Below are 14,673 nucleotides of genomic sequence, written 5' to 3'. Positions count from 1 at the left end.
GTACCGGAACATGCCGCAGATCATTGCCGACGGGCAGGGGTACGTCGAATGGTTTTCGCCGGGGTGAGCGCGGGAGTGGCCCGTGAAATCCGGTGTGCTCAGAGGTTCTTCAGTGCCTCGCGCACCGAGAGGGGCGAGAGGCGTCCGCGCTCCCGCTCGACGAAGTCGCGTACCGCGTCCGGATCGGTCTTGGCGTACTCGCGCAGACACCAGCCGATGGCCTTGCGGACGAAGAAGTCGGGGTGGCCCGACTGGCGCAGGCAGTAGGCGAAGAGGCGCTCGGCGTCGGTGGCGTCCTTGTACCGCAGCTGGTGGAGGAGGGCGGTGCGGGCCACCCACATGTCCTCGTCCCCGATCCAGGCGTCCATCTCGGTCCGGAGCCCGGGCTCGGCGGCGACCAGACCTCCCACGACATGCGCGGCGAGGGCGTCGACCGTGTCCCACCAGGGCACCGTCGTGACGAGGTGACGGGCGATCGGCAGGAAGCCGGACGAGCAGTGCCGCATGTGCCGACGCAGGTAATCGACGGCGAAGTACGCGTACTCGCGTTCCGGCAATCGCCAGCAGCGCAGGGCGATCGCCGTGCAGTCCGCCTCGTCGGGGCGCGGGGTACTGGCGAGGACTTCGCGGGACAACTGGCGGCGCAGCGGCGAGGGCAGGCCCAGAAAGGGGGCGACGTTCTTCATGTACGCCATGGCCTGCGCGGCCCGCTCCGGATCGGCCGCCCGGGGGTACGTCGTGGTGAGCCGTTCCATGACGACGTCCGCCACGGCGCTGCGCGGGACTGTGACGCTCATGAGACGCACCATACGGCGATCACACACATTTGTCGGTTAGTCTCCCCGGATGCCCGACACCGCCGCCGCCCGTCCCCGGGGCTTCGCCGTGCGCTGCACCAAGGCGCTTCTCTCGCCGTGGTCGCGGCTGTCTCTGCTGCTCATGCTGCTCGCGGCCGCCGGAACGTGCGTACTGCTCTTCGAGCCACAGCGGCTCCTTTCCGACGGAGGGCTTCGCCAACTCGGCGGCGCCGCCGCCGTGATGGTGTTCGCCGTCGCGTACGGCCTGTGCACCACCGCGTTCGTGCCGCGCCCGCTCCTCAACCTGGCCGCGGGCGCCCTGTTCGGTTCGCAGGCGGGGCTCGCCGCCGCGCTCGCGGGCACGGTCCTCGGCGCCGGAACAGCCTTCGGGCTCGGGCGGATGCTGGGGCAGGACGCGCTGCGTCCGCTGCTGCGGGGGCGCTGGCTGAAGGCGGCCGACGGGCAGCTGAGCAGGCACGGCTTCCGGTCGATGCTGGCGGCCCGGCTGTTCCCGGGCGTGCCGTTCGCGGCCGCCAACTACTGTGCGGCGGTGTCCCGCATGGGGTGGCTGCCGTTCCTGCTCGCCACCGGCCTGGGGTCGATCCCGAACACCGCCGCGTACGTCGTCGCGGGTGCCCGCGCGTCGACGCCGACCTCTCCCGCTTTCCTCGTCGCGATGGGTTTCATCGCGGTGACGGGTCTCGCGGGCGCGGTGGTGGCGTGGTGCAAGCGCCACCACATGCGGGGCCGCTGACCGTCGGCCGCTCGCGGGCGGCGGGCCTGTCGGCGATCTCGTAACTTTGTGGCGCTACGCTGCCCCACGGCAGGGGAGTGATCACCCCTCGCCCGCATGTCTTCCGTGTCCCGCACATGACCGCACCCGCAGCCCATGATCCGTACTTGGACGGCGCAGTTTCCATGTCTTGGCTTGAATCCTTCATCCTCGGGCTCGTCCAGGGACTGACCGAGTTCCTCCCGATCTCGTCCAGCGCGCATCTGCGGCTGACCGCGGCGTTCGCGGGCTGGCACGATCCGGGGGCCGCGTTCACCGCGATCACCCAGATCGGCACCGAGGCCGCCGTGCTGATCTACTTCCGCAAGGACATCGCGCGGATCATCTCCGCCTGGTTCGGTTCCCTCCTCGGCAAGGTGCCGCGCTCGGACCACGACGCGCAGATGGGCTGGCTCGTCATCGTCGGCTCGATCCCGATCGGCGTGCTCGGCGTCACCTTCAAGGACCAGATCGAGGGCCCGTTCCGCGATCTGCGGCTCATCGCCACGACTCTGATCGTGATGGGCATCGTCCTCGGCATCGCCGACCGTCTCGCGGCCCGCGACGAGACGGGCGGCAAGCACCGCGCCGTCAAGGAGCGCAAAAGCCTCAAGGAACTGGGTGTCCGGGACGGTCTGATCTTCGGCTTCTGCCAGGCGATGGCCCTGATTCCCGGCGTCTCGCGCTCCGGCGCCACGATCAGCGGCGGCCTGCTCATGGGCTACACCCGCGAGGCCGCGGCCCGCTATTCGTTCCTGCTCGCGATCCCGGCCGTCCTCGCGTCCGGCGTCTTCGAGCTCAAGGACGCGGGCGAGGGACATGTGTCCTGGGGCCCGACGATCTTCGCGACGATCATTGCCTTCATCGTCGGCTACGCGGTCATCGCGTGGTTCATGAAGTTCATCACGACCAAGAGCTTCATGCCCTTCGTGTACTACCGGATCGTGCTCGGCATCGTGCTGTTCGTGCTGGTCGGGATGGGTGTGCTGAGCCCGCACGCGGGAGAGTCGGCGGGCTGAGCCCCGGCTGCGGCCGTCCCTTGTGACCAAAGGCATGCCGAAAGACCCTCTTGACGAGGTTTGGCCCGGCTTACGGTGTGGGAATGTCGCCCCTCGCCCGCATCAGCGCCTCGTACGCGCCGCGCTTCGCCGAGTTCGCCTTCGAGCCCGGGTTCACGGCTGCCGTGGACCAGCACGTCGCCGAGGTTCGCGAGCGCCTGGAGATGCGCGGGGCGGAGCTCGTACCGCCGGCTCCGGACCCCGAACTCCTCGCCGACTACGCCCTGGGGTTCCTCGACGGCCTGGCCGAGAACGGGTGGCGGGAGCCGGTCGGCCACGACTACGCGGTGTGCCGCCTCACCGCCATCTCCTGGCTGGTGAGGCGGCACGACCTGGTGCCGGAGGCCTCCGGGTCCTGAGGCCCGCGGGCGTCACATGTCGTCGCGCAAGCCGCCGCCACGCATGTCGTTGCCCGTGTCGTCGTCGCGCAGGTGGCTGCCCGTGCCGCCCATCGCGCCGCGCGTACGCTCCTGCACCGGCTGGTTGGTCATCGCGTCCTGCCGACCCGCCTGGTAGGCGCCGACGCTGCCGCGCGCCTTGGCCGTCTCCTGCTCGGCCGTGTTCAGCCAGCGCTCCCAGCGCTGCCGCATCGGGCCGATGAGACCACCGCCGACACCGACGACGAGGATGCCCGCACCGGCCGCGAGGGCCGCGTACAGGACGGGCTGGGTGACCGTCGTGGCGATGCCCGCCTGCCCGAGGGCCGCGATCACGCCGAGCACGACGATGAAGGCCCAGGCGATCGTGCCGAGGGTCTTGCCGTACGACATCGAGGACAGCGCGTTGGTGACGATGTCGCGGACGAGATTGGCCACCGCCATGGCGACGACCATCAGGACGATGGCGACGATGCCGCGCGGGATCCAGCCGACGATGCTGTTGAGCATGTCGGAGACCGGGTTCGCGCCGAACACACCGAAGCCGAGCTGCAGGGTGATCAGGAGCAGGGCGTAGTACACGACCTTGCAGACGATCCCCGTCATGTCGTACTTGGAGTTCGCGAGCATCCGGGACGCGCCCGCCCGCTCGGCGAGCTTCTCGGAGCCGACCTTGCGCAGCACCCGGTCGAGGACCTTGGCGATCATCTTCGACACGAACCAGCCGATGGCCAGGACGACCAGGAAGCCGATGAGTTTCGGCACGAACGTAGCGACCTTCGACCAGGCGTCGTTGAGGCCTTGGGTGAAGTCCACGGAGAGACTTATGTACTGCTGGGACATGAGTGGCCCTCCACTCGATGGGCCCCGGACGCCGGTATGGCGTCAGGGCGACGAATCCCCCACGGCGCGCGGCTTCCGGCGCGTCCCTTCACCCTGGATATCAGGAGCCACGGCCCGGCACGGCGCGCTGATGGGCCGTCCGGGTGACGGGCGCGACGGGCACATCGGGGCCGTCGTCGCTGTGCGAATGCTCACGTGGAGGATCCGCGCGGTAGCTGACAGTTCCGATTGTCGTAGCCATCCCCTAGGCTTGACCGCATGCCCTTAAACCCTCAGCCCCCTGGTTCCGCGCGGTCTGCCGCGGAACTGAACGAGCGGATCCGCGGCCTGTGGATGCGCACGGGCGGCCGTCTCTCGGCCGAACAGCGCCGTGAGTACGAACACCTGGTGACGGAGTGGGCGGCCGCCGTGCGCGAGGAGATCGTGAGGGCGGCCTGACCGGCGTCTCCCCCGGCGCCCCGGGGCGCTCGCCGCGTCCCGACGGCTGCCGCTGCCGCGTCAGCCCTTGCCCTGGGACGCCTTCTTCGCCAGGCGGCGCTTCTGCCGCCCCGTGAGCTCCCGGCGGTTGCCCTGCCGCTTGTACGCCGCGATGCGCTGCTCGTTCTTCACCGGGCCTCCAGCTCGGGGGTGCGCCCGCCCCTGTGAGCGGCCGCTCGGCTTGTCAACTCATCGGCATCGTATGGCAGTTGGCCACGATGCGACCCTCGCCGTGCGCAACTTGCGGGGCCGCTCCCCCGTATCCTTTGCGGCACGTTCCTGCACGCCTCTTGGTTCGTCACCCCTCGTGCCCAACACTGACCCGATGACGCAGCGCGTGGAACTCGCCGCCGTGATGGACCGGTTGGCCATCGACTCCCTCATCACCGAGTACGCAGTGACCGTCGACGACGGCGACTGGGACGCCTACCAGCGGCTCTTCACCCCCGACGGGCGCGCCGACTACAGCTCGGCGGGCGGCATCGACGCGAGCGCCGCCGAGGTGGCCGGCTGGCTCGCCGGGACGATGGAGCTCTTCCCGATGCGCCAGCACCTGATCGTCAACAGGAGGCTGCGGTTCGGGACGCTCGACCAGGACATCGACGACGTCGCGCAGGTGCAGGCCGACTACGTGAACCCGATGCGTTTCGCGTCGCGTGCGGGCGCGGGCGGGGGCGAGGACACCAGCGGCGGAGGAGGTGGCGGAGGCGGCGCGGAATCTACGGCTCCGGACTTCATCTGCGGCGGACGCTACGCCTTCACGGCGCTGCGTACGGACCAGGGCTGGCGGCTGCGCCAGGTGACGGTGCAGGAGAAGTGGCGCCGCGTGCGGGAGCCGTCCCGGAACCACAGCTCCGGCTGAGAAAACGCACGGCGGGGGCCCTGTCCTAGATCGTCCGGGGCGCGCACACTGGACGGACGACCGGGCGTCGGGGCCGAGGGAGGCGCTGCATGGATCGACTCAGCGACGAACGGGGCGGACGGCGGCCACGCCTTCCGGCCGCCCCGGCGAAGGGGGCAGGGCTGCTCGCCTCGCCCTATGGCCGCGCCGCTCTGGCGGTCGCCGCCGGAGCGCTGCCCGCCCTCGCCTTTCCCGCTCCGTCGCTGTGGTGGTTCGCGTACGTCGCGCTCGTGCCCTGGATCCTGCTCGCGCGCTCGGCGGACACCGGGCGCCGGGCGGCGCTCGACGGCTGGCTCGGCGGGCTCGGGTTCATGGTGGCGGTGCACCATTGGCTCCTTCCGAGTCTGCATGTCTTCACGCTCCTGATAGCGGCGCTGCTCGGCCTGTTGTGGGCGCCGTGGGGCTGGCTCGTGCGGCGGCTCCTGGGCGGGGCAGCGTCGCCCGGACGGACCGCCGCCGCGCTGGTCGTCCTGCCCTCCGGCTGGCTGCTGGTCGAATTGGTCAGGTCCTGGGAGGGGTTGGGCGGGCCCTGGGGGCTGCTCGGTTCCAGTCAGTGGCAGGTCGAGCCCGCTCTGCGCCTCGTGTCGATCGGCGGGGTGTGGCTGGTCAGCGCCCTGATCGTCATGCTGAACACCGGCATCGCGGTACTCCTGCGGGCGGCGACCGCACGCTCGTCGCAGACCTCACGCCCGTCCGCCGCCCTGGCGGTCCCCGCCACCGCCGGGCTCGTGGCCGTGGCCGCCGTGGCCGCCTCCGCCTGGGCATGGGCGCCGCGTCCCGAGCCCGCGGGCCGGATGCGCGTGGCCGTCGTACAGCCCGGTGTCATCGACGGGGCAGGCAGCGCCGGCAAGCGGCTGGCGCGCGAGGAGGCGCTGACCCGTGGCCTCGCCGGGCGGGATCCGGACCTGGTCGTCTGGGGCGAGAGCAGCGTCGGATACGACCTCGCGGAGCGCCCCGACGTCGCGCGGCGGATAGCCGGACTGTCCCGTGAGGTCGGCGCCGACATCCTGGTGAACGTGGACGCGCGCCGCTCCGACAAGCCCGGCATCTTCAAGAGCTCGGTCCTGGTGGGCCCCGGGGGCCCGACCGGCGACCGCTACGACAAAATGCGGCTCGTCCCCTTCGGCGAGTACATCCCTGCCCGCTCGCTCCTCGGCTGGGCGACGTCCGTGGGCAAGGCGGCGGGCGAGGACCGCAGACGCGGTGAGCATCCGGTCGTCATGGAGGTCGAGGGCGGCCTGAAGGTCGGTCCGCTGGTCTGCTTCGAGTCGGCGTTCCCCGACATGAGCCGCCATCTGACGCGCGAGGGAGCCCAGTTGCTGCTCGCGCAGTCCTCCACCTCGTCGTTCCAGTCCAGTTGGGCGCCCGAACAGCACGCCTCGCTGGCGGCGCTGCGGGCTGCCGAGACCGGCCGCCCCATGGTGCACGCCACGCTCACCGGCGTCTCCGCCGTGTACGACGCGGACGGCGAGCGGGTCGGTGAGCCGCTCGGCACATCGGCGAGCACGGCGGCGACGTACGACATTCCGCTGGCCGAGGGCGTCACGCCCTACGTGCGTCTCGGCGACTGGCCCGTGCACGCGGCCCTCGCCGTGCTCGCGGTGCTGTGCGCGGCCGAGGGCGTGCGCGTCCTGCGCCGTCCCGCGAAGGCGCGGCTCAGCCGGTCCGCTGCTCCCGGGCCTGCTGCTCCTGAGCCGCACGGACCACGTGCTCGCACAGCTCATGGGTCGCCAACGCGTCCCGGGCGCTGAGCACCTTGCCCGCGCGCACGGCGTCGAGGAAGGCGTGCACCACCTGCTCGATGCCGCGCTGCCTGGCCACCGGCACCCAGTCGCCGCGCCGCCGCACGCTGGGCTGGCCCTTGTGGTCGATGACCTCGGCGAGATTGACCACCTGCCGCTTGGTGTCCTGGCCGGAGACCTCCAGGATCTCCTCGGCGGAGCCGCTCAGCCGGTTCATCACGCCGAGCGCGGTGAATCCGTCCCCCGCGAGTTGCAGCACGACGTGCTCCATGAGCCCGTCGTGCATGCGGGCGCGCACGCCGACGTGGTCGATCGGTCCCGGCGCCAGGAAACGCAGCGTGTCCACGACGTGGATGAAGTCGTCGAGGACGAGCGTGCGCACGTCCTCGGGCAGTCCGACGCGGTTCTTCTGCATCAGGATCAGCTCGCGCGGGTGCTCGACGCACTGGGCGTAACCGGGTGCGAAGCGGCGGTTGAAGCCGACGGCGAGGCTCGTCGCGCGTTCCTCGGCGAGGCGTACGAGCCGCTCCGAGTCGGCGAACTCGTACGCCAGAGGCTTGTCGACGTAGGTGGCGACGCCCGCTTCGAGCAGCCGCGTCACGATCTCCGGGTGGGCGGCGGTCGAGGCGTGCACGAAGGCGGCGTCGATTCCCCGGGCGAGCAGCGAGTCGAGGTCGGTGTGGCAGCGCTCCTCGGGGATGTGGTGGACGCCCGCGACGCGGGCGAGGGTCGCGGGCGTGCGCGTCTGCAGGTGCAGCTCGACCCCCGGCAGGGTGGTGAGCACGGGCAGATACGCCTTCTGTGCGATGTCACCGAGTCCGATGCAGCCGACCTTCACCACTGTCCCCTGTCTGCTCTGCCGCCGCCGTGTTCCACCGCTGTGTTCTACCGCTGTGCGACTTGTGTTCCCGCAGCATACGGCTGCTGCGGCGGGCGCCAGTCGGCGATGGAGGCGAAGCTTCGCAGGATGAGGTTCGGGCCGAGACGTGCCGCCGCCGCGATGAGTTCGTTGCGTACGGCGATGAGGGGGCCGTTCGTCAGGTGGTTCATGCGGGCCGCGCGCGCCGCCTGCCGGACGATCGCCGTCGTGCGCGGCACGCGTGCCGCGCTGTAGCCGGCGAGCCCGGCGGCCAGGTCGTTCGCCGGGTCCACGTGGTGGGCCAGGACGACGGCGTCCTCGATGGCCTGGTTGCCGCCCTGGGCCAGGGTGGGCGCCATGGCGTGCGCGGCGTCGCCGACGAGCGCGACCCGCCCCCGGTGGTAGTGCGTGAGGGGCGTGCTCATGTGGCGCACGTCATTGCGCAGGATGTCCTCGGGGCGTGCGGCGGCGATGATCGCGGGGATGGGGTCGTGCCAGTCGGCGAAGCGGCGTGCCAGCTCGGCCTTCTCCCCGTCGGGGCTGTGCCCGCCCGCGGGGACGGTGGCGGTGGCGTACGCGTAGATCCTGCCGTCCTTGAGCGGGTGGGTGCCCCAGACTCCGCCGCGTCCCCAGGTCTCGTGGGGTTCGAAGGGGCGGTCGGGCGCGGGGACGACGATGCGCCAGGCCGTGAATCCGGCGTACGTCGGCTGCGGGTGTGCCGGGAAGAGGGCCGAGCGCACGGCTGAGTTGATGCCGTCGGCGCCGATCACGAGGTCCGCCTCGATGTCCCCGCCTTCGGTACGGACAACGGCCCTGCGGTCGGCCGCTCCCGGGTCGGCGAGCTCGGCCCGTGCCCCGGTGCGCAGGGCGTCGGCGGGCAGCGCGGAGACGAGCAGGTCGACGAGGTTCGCGCGGTGCAGGAGCACGAGCGAGCCGCCGAACTCCGACGCGGCCGCCGAGGCGCTCAGCCGGACGAGCCAGCGTCCGTTCTGGGCGCGCATCCCGCCGTCTCCCTCCAGGGCCGCGCGGGAGCGGACCCGGTCGCCGAGGCCGAGGACGTCCAGTGCGCGCTGGGAGTTGGGGGCGAGTCCGATGCCGGAGCCGACGGGTTCCAGCGTCGCCGCCCGCTCCAGGACGGTGACGCGCCAGCCGGAGAGGTGCAGGGCGATGGCGGAGGTGAGTCCGCCGATACCGCCACCGATGACGACGGCGTGGGGCTTGGGGGGCTGCGCCATGACTCCTCCTCGGGCTCGTTCACTACATCTGTAGTGACTGCGCCACCGACCGTACTACACCTGTAGTGGTTGCCGGTAGGGTGGGCCCCATGTCCGTACGCAAGCTCAGCGCGGGTCCGCCCCGCAGCGAACTGATCGCCGACGCGGCACTCTCCCTGCTCGCCGAGCGCGGCATGCGGGGGCTGACGCACCGGGCCGTGGACGAGGCGGCGGGGCTCCCGCAGGGCTCGACGTCCAATCACGCGCGCACCCGGCTCGCCCTCCTCGAGGCGGCGGTGGCCAGGCTGGCGGAACGCGAGGGCGCGGTGCTCGCCCCCGCCGAGCTGCGCGGCCTCACGGGCGCCGGCGGGGAGGACCGCGAGCCCGTGATCACCGCGCTCGCCCTGGCCCTGCACCGCTACCTCACGGGCGATCACCGCACACTCCTGATCGCCCGCTACGAACTGGCCCTGGAGGCAACCCGCAGGCCGGAGCTGCGCGCCTACTACGACGCGGCGGGAGCCCGCTTCAGGGAGCCGCTGGTGGCCCTGATGCGCACCCTGGGCTCACCGGACCCCGAGCGGCACGCGCTGTCCCTGGTGGCATGGTGCGAGGGCCTCCTCTTCTCCTGCGCAGCGGGCTCCCCCCGCACACCGCCCCCGGACGAGAAGGCCCTGCGGCGCAATGTCGGCGACCTACTACGGGGGATGCTGGACGCGGAGTAACGGGCGGGCGGGAAGAGCTCACCGCGAAGCGGCGAAAAGCCCCGACTGCCTCACAGACACCCACATGCTGGACGCGGAGTAACGGGTGGGCGGGCGGGAAAACCTCGCCGCGGAGCGGCGGAAATCCCCGAGGCCCGCAGAGAACAACCCACCCCGGACCGACCCCAACCAGCCCCCGCTCCCCCCGCCGGCCAGAGGCGAACCCACTAAGCCATGCGGGCCAACTTCCGCCCATTCCCTCGCCGGAAGGGCCCCGTAACCCGCAGAGTTGCGCGAATGCACCGAACCACGACCACCGCCACGCTCCTGGCCTCCGTGGCGGTCACCGCCCTCTCCGGCTGTGTGAGCGTCGAGCGGCAGCCCGCGACGGGGCCGACCGTCGCGAGCGCCCCACCCCCGGCACCCCGCCCCGACGGCCATTCCCGCCCGCGCGTCGTGGAAGCCCCCGCCCGCGAGGCGCTCGAACTCATCGGACCGCCCCGTGACCCGGCACCCCGCGCCACCGGCACCGCGCCGAGCATCCCCGCCGCGCCGTCCCGCACGGCGAGACCCCCGCAGCGCTCGACCCCGCCCCCGCAGCGCCGCGGCCACCGGCCCGTGGCCGCCGAATCACCGGCGCTCCCCACGGCCGCACCCACGAGTACGGACCCCTGCGCCCTCGGCAAGCAGTACGGCGGCTGGCAGCCCGGCAGCCCCGAGGCCGTCATCTGCCAGGACGCCTACGGTCATTGACCCGCCCGCACAGCCCTGAACCCCCGCCACCCGCGCCGCCCCGCCCTCTGCGACCAGCCCCAGCCCCGGCCCCTGCCTCACTCCACCTCGCTGCCCTCCCCCAGCTGCAGCTCCAGGCGCCCGATGGCCGCCCGGACCCCGTCCCCGTACCCGTCGTCCCCCAGCGCCCCGACCACCTCACGTGCTCGCCGGAGGTGGTTGCGGGCCGCCTCGGGGCGGTCCAGCTTCGCGTAGTCCGCGGCGAGGTTCAGGTGCAGGGAGGGGTAGAAGCCGCGGACCGCGATCGAGTCGTGATGCTCGTGCAGGCGCTCGTCCGTGAGCTCGTCCGCCGCCGACAACGCCCGCAAGTCCCACGCCAGTTCGTCCGACGGGTCCTCCTGCGTGTCCGCCATGTAGTGCGCGAGCGTGCAGCGGTGCAGCGGGTCGCCCTCCTCGCCGATCTCCGACCACAGGCCGAGGAAGCGGCCCCGGGCCTCCTCGCGGTCACCCCCGTGGTGCAGCATGACCGCCTGCCCGATCCGGGTCATCATGGCGTCTTCCGCCGCCTGCTCCTGCTGCTCCGCCACCGGGTCCTCCACACTCGTAAGCCCAACGTGCCCAACGTGCCCAACGTGCCCACCGCTCTCGACGCTAGCCGCACCCACCGACAATCACAGTCAGGCGCGAACGGCCGCGAGGCGCACGCGCGTGCCGCTGGGCCAGCCCGGTGACGGTGCGACGACGATCCGGGCCGGCACGGCGCAGCCGTCACGGGACGACCGCACCGGCGCGCTCCGCCGGGCTCAGCCCAGGTCCGGGATGCGCCAGTCGATCGGCTCGTGTCCCTGCGCCGCCACGGCCTCGTCGATCTGCGTGAAGGGACGCGAGCCGAAGAACCTCTTCGCGGAGAGCGGCGAGGGGTGCGCGCCCTTCACGACCGCGTGCCGCTCCTCGTCGATGAGCGGGAGCTTCTTCTGGGCGTAATTGCCCCACAGGACGAAGACGGCGGGGTCGGGGCGCTCGGCCACGGCACGGATCACCGCGTCCGTGAACTTCTCCCAGCCCTTGGCCTTGTGGGAGTTGGCCTCTCCCGCGCGGACGGTGAGCACCGCGTTCAGGAGCAGGACGCCCTGCCGGGCCCACGGCATCAGATAGCCGTTGTCCGGCACCGGGTGGCCGAGCTCTTCCTTCATCTCCTTGTAGATGTTGCGCAGCGAGGGCGGGGTCTTCACGCCGGGCCGCACGGAGAAGCAGAGGCCGTGCCCCTGCCCCTCGCCGTGATACGGGTCCTGGCCGAGGACGAGCACCTTGACCTGGTCGTACGGAGTCGCGTCGAGCGCGGCGAACACCTCGTCACGCGGAGGGTAGACGGGCCCCTTTGCCCGCTCTGCCTCGACGAACTCGGTGAGCTCCTTGAAGTAGGGCTTCTGCAGCTCCTCGCCGAGGACTCCGCGCCAGGACGCGGGCAGCATGGCGATGTCGGTCACGTCAACAACCTCCGGTGTGCGGTCACTTCTCACCACTGAACCTACCGGCGGCCACTGACAATCCGTCCCGGCCCCTCTGCCCGCGCTCCCCCGCCGCCGGTCGGCCTCGTGCTGCCGACCGGCCTCGCGCCACCAGCTGGTCTCGCGCTACCAGCTGGTCCTGCGCTACCAGCTGGTCTTGCGCTCCAGCTCCCACATCATCATGATCGCCGAGGGGTCGAGGGCACGTTCGCCGCCCGCGATCTCCTCGCTCGCCATGATGTACTGCTTGCCCTGCCACAGCGGCAGCAGCCTGGCGTCGTCGACGAGGACCTTCTGGGCCTGCTCGAAGTCGTCGGCCACCGCTCCGCGGTCGGCCTCACGGCGGGAGCGCGGCAGCACCTCGTCGGTGATCTCCCGCGACGGATAGGGCGTGTTGAGCACGTTCTTCTCGCCGATGAACGGCGCGATGAAGTTCTCCGCGTCGGGGAAGTCGGGGAACCAGCCACGGCCGAAGACCGGGTACTCGCGCTTCTTGGTGCCCGCGTCGAACTCGGTCCAGGGACGGCCCTTGATCGTGATCTTGAAGAGACCCGATGCCTCGAGCTGCCGCTTGATCTCCTTGAACTCGCCCTCGGTCGCCGAGCCGTAGCGGTCGGTGGTGTACCAGAGGGTGAGCGGCACCGGCTGGTTGATGCCGGCGCCCTTCAGGATGTCGGCGGCCTTGGCGGCACTGGGGTCTCCGTAGTCGTCGAAGAAGCCGGTGCCGTGCCCGGTGAGCCCCTGGGGGACCATCGAGTACAGCGGCTCGACCGTGTCCTGGTAGATCTTGTGGGCGATGGCCGGGCGGTCGATGACCTGGGCGACGGCCTGCCGGACCTGCTTCTTCCCGGCCCAGGGGTCGTCCGGGTTGAACACCAGGTAACGGATCTCGGTGCCGGAGCCCTCGACGAGCTGGATGCCCTCGCGCGCGTTCTTGTTGGCCTGCATGTCGACGACGTCCCCGGACGCGAGCCCGCGGAAGGTGACATCGATCTGCTTGTCGCGCAGGGCCTCCACCATGGCGGACGACTTGTTGAAGTAGCGGATGGTGACGGCGTCGTTCTTGCGCTCGGCCGCGCCCTTGTAGTGGGTGTTCTTGACCAGCTCCGCCCGCTCACCGGCCTTGTACGACTTCAGGGAGTAGGGCCCCGAGCCGGCGATCGAGGTGCCCTCGCGGAGCTTGTCCGCCGGGTACTCACGGGGGTCGACGATCGACATGGCGGGCGTGGAGAGCACGAACGGGAAGGTGGCGTCCGGCTTCTTGAGGCGGAACGTGACCGTCCGCTCACCCTTGGTCGCGATCGAGTCGAGCGATCCGAGCAGCCCCGCGGGGCCGCCCTTCACGTCGATGCGCCGCATCCGGTCGAAGGTGTACTTGACCGCCCGCGCGTCCAGCTCGTGGCCGTCGGAGAACTTGAGGTCCTCCCGCAGCTCACAGGTGAAGACCTGGTTCGACTCGTCGGTGAACTTGCAGGACTCGGCCGCGTCCGGCTCGGGCTCGGCCGCCCCGCTGGGGAAGCTCAGGAGCGTCTGGAAGACGTTTCGGTACAGCTCCCAGGAGCTGTCCCAGGCGGCCGCCGGATCGAGAGTACTGGGAGCACTCATCGTGCCGACGGTGATCTGCTGCTCCTCGTCGGAATCATCCGACGAAAGGACGCCACATCCCGAGATGAGGGAGACGGACACCAGCGCCGCGGCCGGCCGCAGGCCCCGGCGAGGCAGCCCGGCCAGGCCACGCAGACCCGCCGCCGCCACCAGACGAACTTCACTGAACACGCGCACGCTCCTCGATCGGCCATGCCATGGGTCGGCAGACCCTACCGCAATGCCCCGCCGAGCCAACTCGCGGCGCCGACGGGGCACTTCATGCGGGTGTACGTCCCTTTTGAGGGGCGTATCCGAGGATTGAGAACCTCGTCAGGCGACGCCCGCATTGAGGAAGATGCCGCCATCGACCACGAGTGTCTGGCCCGTGATCCAGTCGGACTGGCCGGACGTGAGGAACGCGGCGGCGCCGCCGATGTCCTCCGGCACACCGAGCCGCCCGAGCGGGTACGCGGCAGCCGCCTCTTCCTCGCGGCCCTCGTACAGCGCCTGGGCGAACTTGGTCTTGACCACCGCGGGCGCGATCGAGTTGACCCGCACCTTCGGCGCGAACTCGTGCGCCAGCTGGAGCGTGAGGTTGACCATGGCGGCCTTGCTCATGCCGTACGCGCCGATGAACGGCGACGGGGAGACGCCCGCGACGGAGGCGATGTTCACGATCGCGCCGCCGTTCTCGCTCTGCCAGGCCTTCCAGGTCAGCTGGGCGAAGCCGAGCGCGGAGATCACGTTGGTCTCGAAGACCTTGCGCGCCACGTTGAGGTCGAGGTCCGCCATCGGCCCGAACACCGGGTTCGTACCGGCGTTGTTGATCAAGAAGTCGACCCGCCCGAAGGCCTCCATGGTGCGCTCGACGGCGACCGCCTGGTGGGCCTCGTCGTGGGCCTTGCCCGCGACGCCGATGACCCGGTCGGAGCCGAGCTTCTCGACGGCTTCCTTGAGCGCGTCCTCGTTGCGCCCGGTGATGCACACCCGGTCACCGCGGGCGACGAGCGCCTCCGCGATGCCGTAGCCGATGCCGCGGCTCGCGCCCGTGACGAGCGCGGCCTTTCCGCTGTCCTGCACTGTCATCTCCGCATCCCTCCGG

General features: G+C 71.2%; 16 protein-coding genes. 8 read left to right on the top strand and 8 right to left on the bottom strand.

Features of this window, described 5'->3' with window-relative positions:
• Window positions 1–98: 98 nt before the first annotated feature.
• The gene (locus IE226_RS28105; protein ID WP_190084201.1) at window positions 99–797 is read right to left on the bottom strand and encodes a DNA alkylation repair protein; all 699 of its coding nucleotides are present in this window, start codon (window positions 795–797) and stop codon (window positions 99–101) included.
• 49 nt (window positions 798–846) lie between these two features.
• On the opposite strand from IE226_RS28105, the gene IE226_RS28100 reads away from it, so the two are divergent.
• From IE226_RS28100 to IE226_RS28090, 3 genes are all read left to right on the top strand, one after another.
• Window positions 847–1,551 carry a TVP38/TMEM64 family protein gene (locus IE226_RS28100; protein ID WP_190084200.1) on the top strand — a complete coding sequence of 235 codons (705 nt, stop codon included), beginning with the start codon at window positions 847–849 and terminating at the stop codon, window positions 1,549–1,551.
• A gap of 164 nt (window positions 1,552–1,715) precedes the next feature.
• A complete protein-coding gene (locus tag IE226_RS28095) occupies window positions 1,716–2,588 on the top strand; it encodes an undecaprenyl-diphosphate phosphatase (RefSeq protein ID WP_190084199.1) in 873 nt (290 codons plus the stop codon).
• Window positions 2,589–2,671: 83 nt separating this feature from the next.
• Window positions 2,672–2,986: a DUF6401 family natural product biosynthesis protein gene (locus IE226_RS28090; protein WP_190084198.1), complete on the top strand. Its 315-nt coding sequence runs from the start codon at window positions 2,672–2,674 to the stop codon at window positions 2,984–2,986.
• Between the two features lie 12 nt (window positions 2,987–2,998).
• Here IE226_RS28090 and IE226_RS28085 read toward each other — a convergent pair whose 3' ends face one another.
• Complete coding sequence (locus IE226_RS28085; RefSeq protein ID WP_190084197.1) at window positions 2,999–3,847, bottom strand: mechanosensitive ion channel family protein; 849 nt, start codon at window positions 3,845–3,847, stop codon at window positions 2,999–3,001.
• Between the two features lie 258 nt (window positions 3,848–4,105).
• On the opposite strand from IE226_RS28085, the gene IE226_RS28080 reads away from it, so the two are divergent.
• The 3 genes from IE226_RS28080 (at window position 4,106) to lnt (ending at window position 6,976) form a co-directional block, all read left to right on the top strand.
• Complete coding sequence (locus IE226_RS28080; RefSeq protein ID WP_190084196.1) at window positions 4,106–4,285, top strand: hypothetical protein; 180 nt, start codon at window positions 4,106–4,108, stop codon at window positions 4,283–4,285.
• Between the two features lie 364 nt (window positions 4,286–4,649).
• Entirely contained in the window at window positions 4,650–5,186 is a 537-nt protein-coding gene (locus IE226_RS28075) for a nuclear transport factor 2 family protein (protein WP_190084195.1), read from the top strand.
• A gap of 89 nt (window positions 5,187–5,275) precedes the next feature.
• A complete protein-coding gene (gene lnt, locus IE226_RS28070) occupies window positions 5,276–6,976 on the top strand; it encodes an apolipoprotein N-acyltransferase (protein WP_190084194.1) in 1,701 nt (566 codons plus the stop codon).
• Here lnt and IE226_RS28065 read toward each other — a convergent pair.
• Together IE226_RS28065 and IE226_RS28060 are read right to left on the bottom strand one after the other, a co-directional pair.
• On the bottom strand, window positions 6,882–7,805 hold the full coding sequence (locus IE226_RS28065) for a Gfo/Idh/MocA family protein (protein ID WP_190084368.1): 924 nt from the start codon (window positions 7,803–7,805) through the stop codon (window positions 6,882–6,884). The genes lnt and IE226_RS28065 overlap by 95 nt on opposite strands.
• A 47-nt stretch (window positions 7,806–7,852) precedes the next feature.
• Window positions 7,853–9,061: an FAD-dependent monooxygenase gene (locus tag IE226_RS28060; protein ID WP_190084193.1), complete on the bottom strand. Its 1,209-nt coding sequence runs from the start codon at window positions 9,059–9,061 to the stop codon at window positions 7,853–7,855.
• An 89-nt stretch (window positions 9,062–9,150) separates the two neighbouring features.
• On the opposite strand from IE226_RS28060, the gene IE226_RS28055 reads away from it, so the two are divergent.
• Together IE226_RS28055 and IE226_RS28050 are read left to right on the top strand one after the other, a co-directional pair.
• Entirely contained in the window at window positions 9,151–9,765 is a 615-nt protein-coding gene (locus tag IE226_RS28055; RefSeq protein WP_190084192.1) for a TetR/AcrR family transcriptional regulator, read from the top strand.
• A gap of 276 nt (window positions 9,766–10,041) precedes the next feature.
• Window positions 10,042–10,497 carry a hypothetical protein gene (locus IE226_RS28050; RefSeq protein ID WP_190084191.1) on the top strand — a complete coding sequence of 152 codons (456 nt, stop codon included), beginning with the start codon at window positions 10,042–10,044 and terminating at the stop codon, window positions 10,495–10,497.
• Between the two features lie 77 nt (window positions 10,498–10,574).
• Here the strand turns inward: IE226_RS28050 and IE226_RS28045 are convergent, their stop codons facing one another.
• The 4 genes from IE226_RS28045 to IE226_RS28030 form a co-directional block, all read right to left on the bottom strand.
• The gene (locus IE226_RS28045; RefSeq protein WP_190084190.1) at window positions 10,575–11,063 is read right to left on the bottom strand and encodes a tetratricopeptide repeat protein; all 489 of its coding nucleotides are present in this window, start codon (window positions 11,061–11,063) and stop codon (window positions 10,575–10,577) included.
• Window positions 11,064–11,279: 216 nt separating this feature from the next.
• The gene (ung, locus tag IE226_RS28040; protein WP_190084189.1) at window positions 11,280–11,963 is read right to left on the bottom strand and encodes a uracil-DNA glycosylase; all 684 of its coding nucleotides are present in this window, start codon (window positions 11,961–11,963) and stop codon (window positions 11,280–11,282) included.
• Between the two features lie 165 nt (window positions 11,964–12,128).
• Window positions 12,129–13,739, bottom strand: a complete 1,611-nt coding sequence (locus tag IE226_RS28035) for an ABC transporter substrate-binding protein (protein WP_373307052.1) — start codon at window positions 13,737–13,739, stop codon at window positions 12,129–12,131.
• 162 nt (window positions 13,740–13,901) lie between these two features.
• The gene (locus tag IE226_RS28030; RefSeq protein ID WP_190084188.1) at window positions 13,902–14,657 is read right to left on the bottom strand and encodes an SDR family oxidoreductase; all 756 of its coding nucleotides are present in this window, start codon (window positions 14,655–14,657) and stop codon (window positions 13,902–13,904) included.
• Window positions 14,658–14,673 lie beyond the last annotated feature (16 nt).

It is taken from the genome of Streptomyces longisporoflavus (genome assembly GCF_014649775.1).
In the GTDB taxonomy this organism is placed as follows: domain Bacteria; phylum Actinomycetota; class Actinomycetes; order Streptomycetales; family Streptomycetaceae; genus Streptomyces; species Streptomyces longisporoflavus.
The sequence above is the reverse complement of the archived record's forward strand: the minus strand, read 5'-3'. Positions and strand labels throughout refer to the sequence as shown.

Excerpts from the sequence above, each read along its gene's own strand:
- IE226_RS28105 (WP_190084201.1), bottom strand. The coding sequence starts at position 797 with ATGAGCGTCACAGTCCCGCGCAGCGCCGTGGCGGACGTCGTCATGGAA.
- IE226_RS28100 (WP_190084200.1), top strand. The coding sequence starts at position 847 with ATGCCCGACACCGCCGCCGCCCGTCCCCGGGGCTTCGCCGTGCGCTGC.
- IE226_RS28095 (WP_190084199.1), top strand. The coding sequence starts at position 1,716 with ATGTCTTGGCTTGAATCCTTCATCCTCGGGCTCGTCCAGGGACTGACC.
- IE226_RS28090 (WP_190084198.1), top strand. The coding sequence starts at position 2,672 with ATGTCGCCCCTCGCCCGCATCAGCGCCTCGTACGCGCCGCGCTTCGCC.
- IE226_RS28085 (WP_190084197.1), bottom strand. The coding sequence starts at position 3,847 with ATGTCCCAGCAGTACATAAGTCTCTCCGTGGACTTCACCCAAGGCCTC.
- IE226_RS28080 (WP_190084196.1), top strand. The coding sequence starts at position 4,106 with ATGCCCTTAAACCCTCAGCCCCCTGGTTCCGCGCGGTCTGCCGCGGAA.
- IE226_RS28075 (WP_190084195.1), top strand. The coding sequence starts at position 4,650 with ATGACGCAGCGCGTGGAACTCGCCGCCGTGATGGACCGGTTGGCCATC.
- lnt (WP_190084194.1), top strand. The coding sequence starts at position 5,276 with ATGGATCGACTCAGCGACGAACGGGGCGGACGGCGGCCACGCCTTCCG.
- IE226_RS28060 (WP_190084193.1), bottom strand. The coding sequence starts at position 9,061 with ATGGCGCAGCCCCCCAAGCCCCACGCCGTCGTCATCGGTGGCGGTATC.
- IE226_RS28055 (WP_190084192.1), top strand. The coding sequence starts at position 9,151 with ATGTCCGTACGCAAGCTCAGCGCGGGTCCGCCCCGCAGCGAACTGATC.
- IE226_RS28050 (WP_190084191.1), top strand. The coding sequence starts at position 10,042 with ATGCACCGAACCACGACCACCGCCACGCTCCTGGCCTCCGTGGCGGTC.
- IE226_RS28030 (WP_190084188.1), bottom strand. The coding sequence starts at position 14,657 with ATGACAGTGCAGGACAGCGGAAAGGCCGCGCTCGTCACGGGCGCGAGC.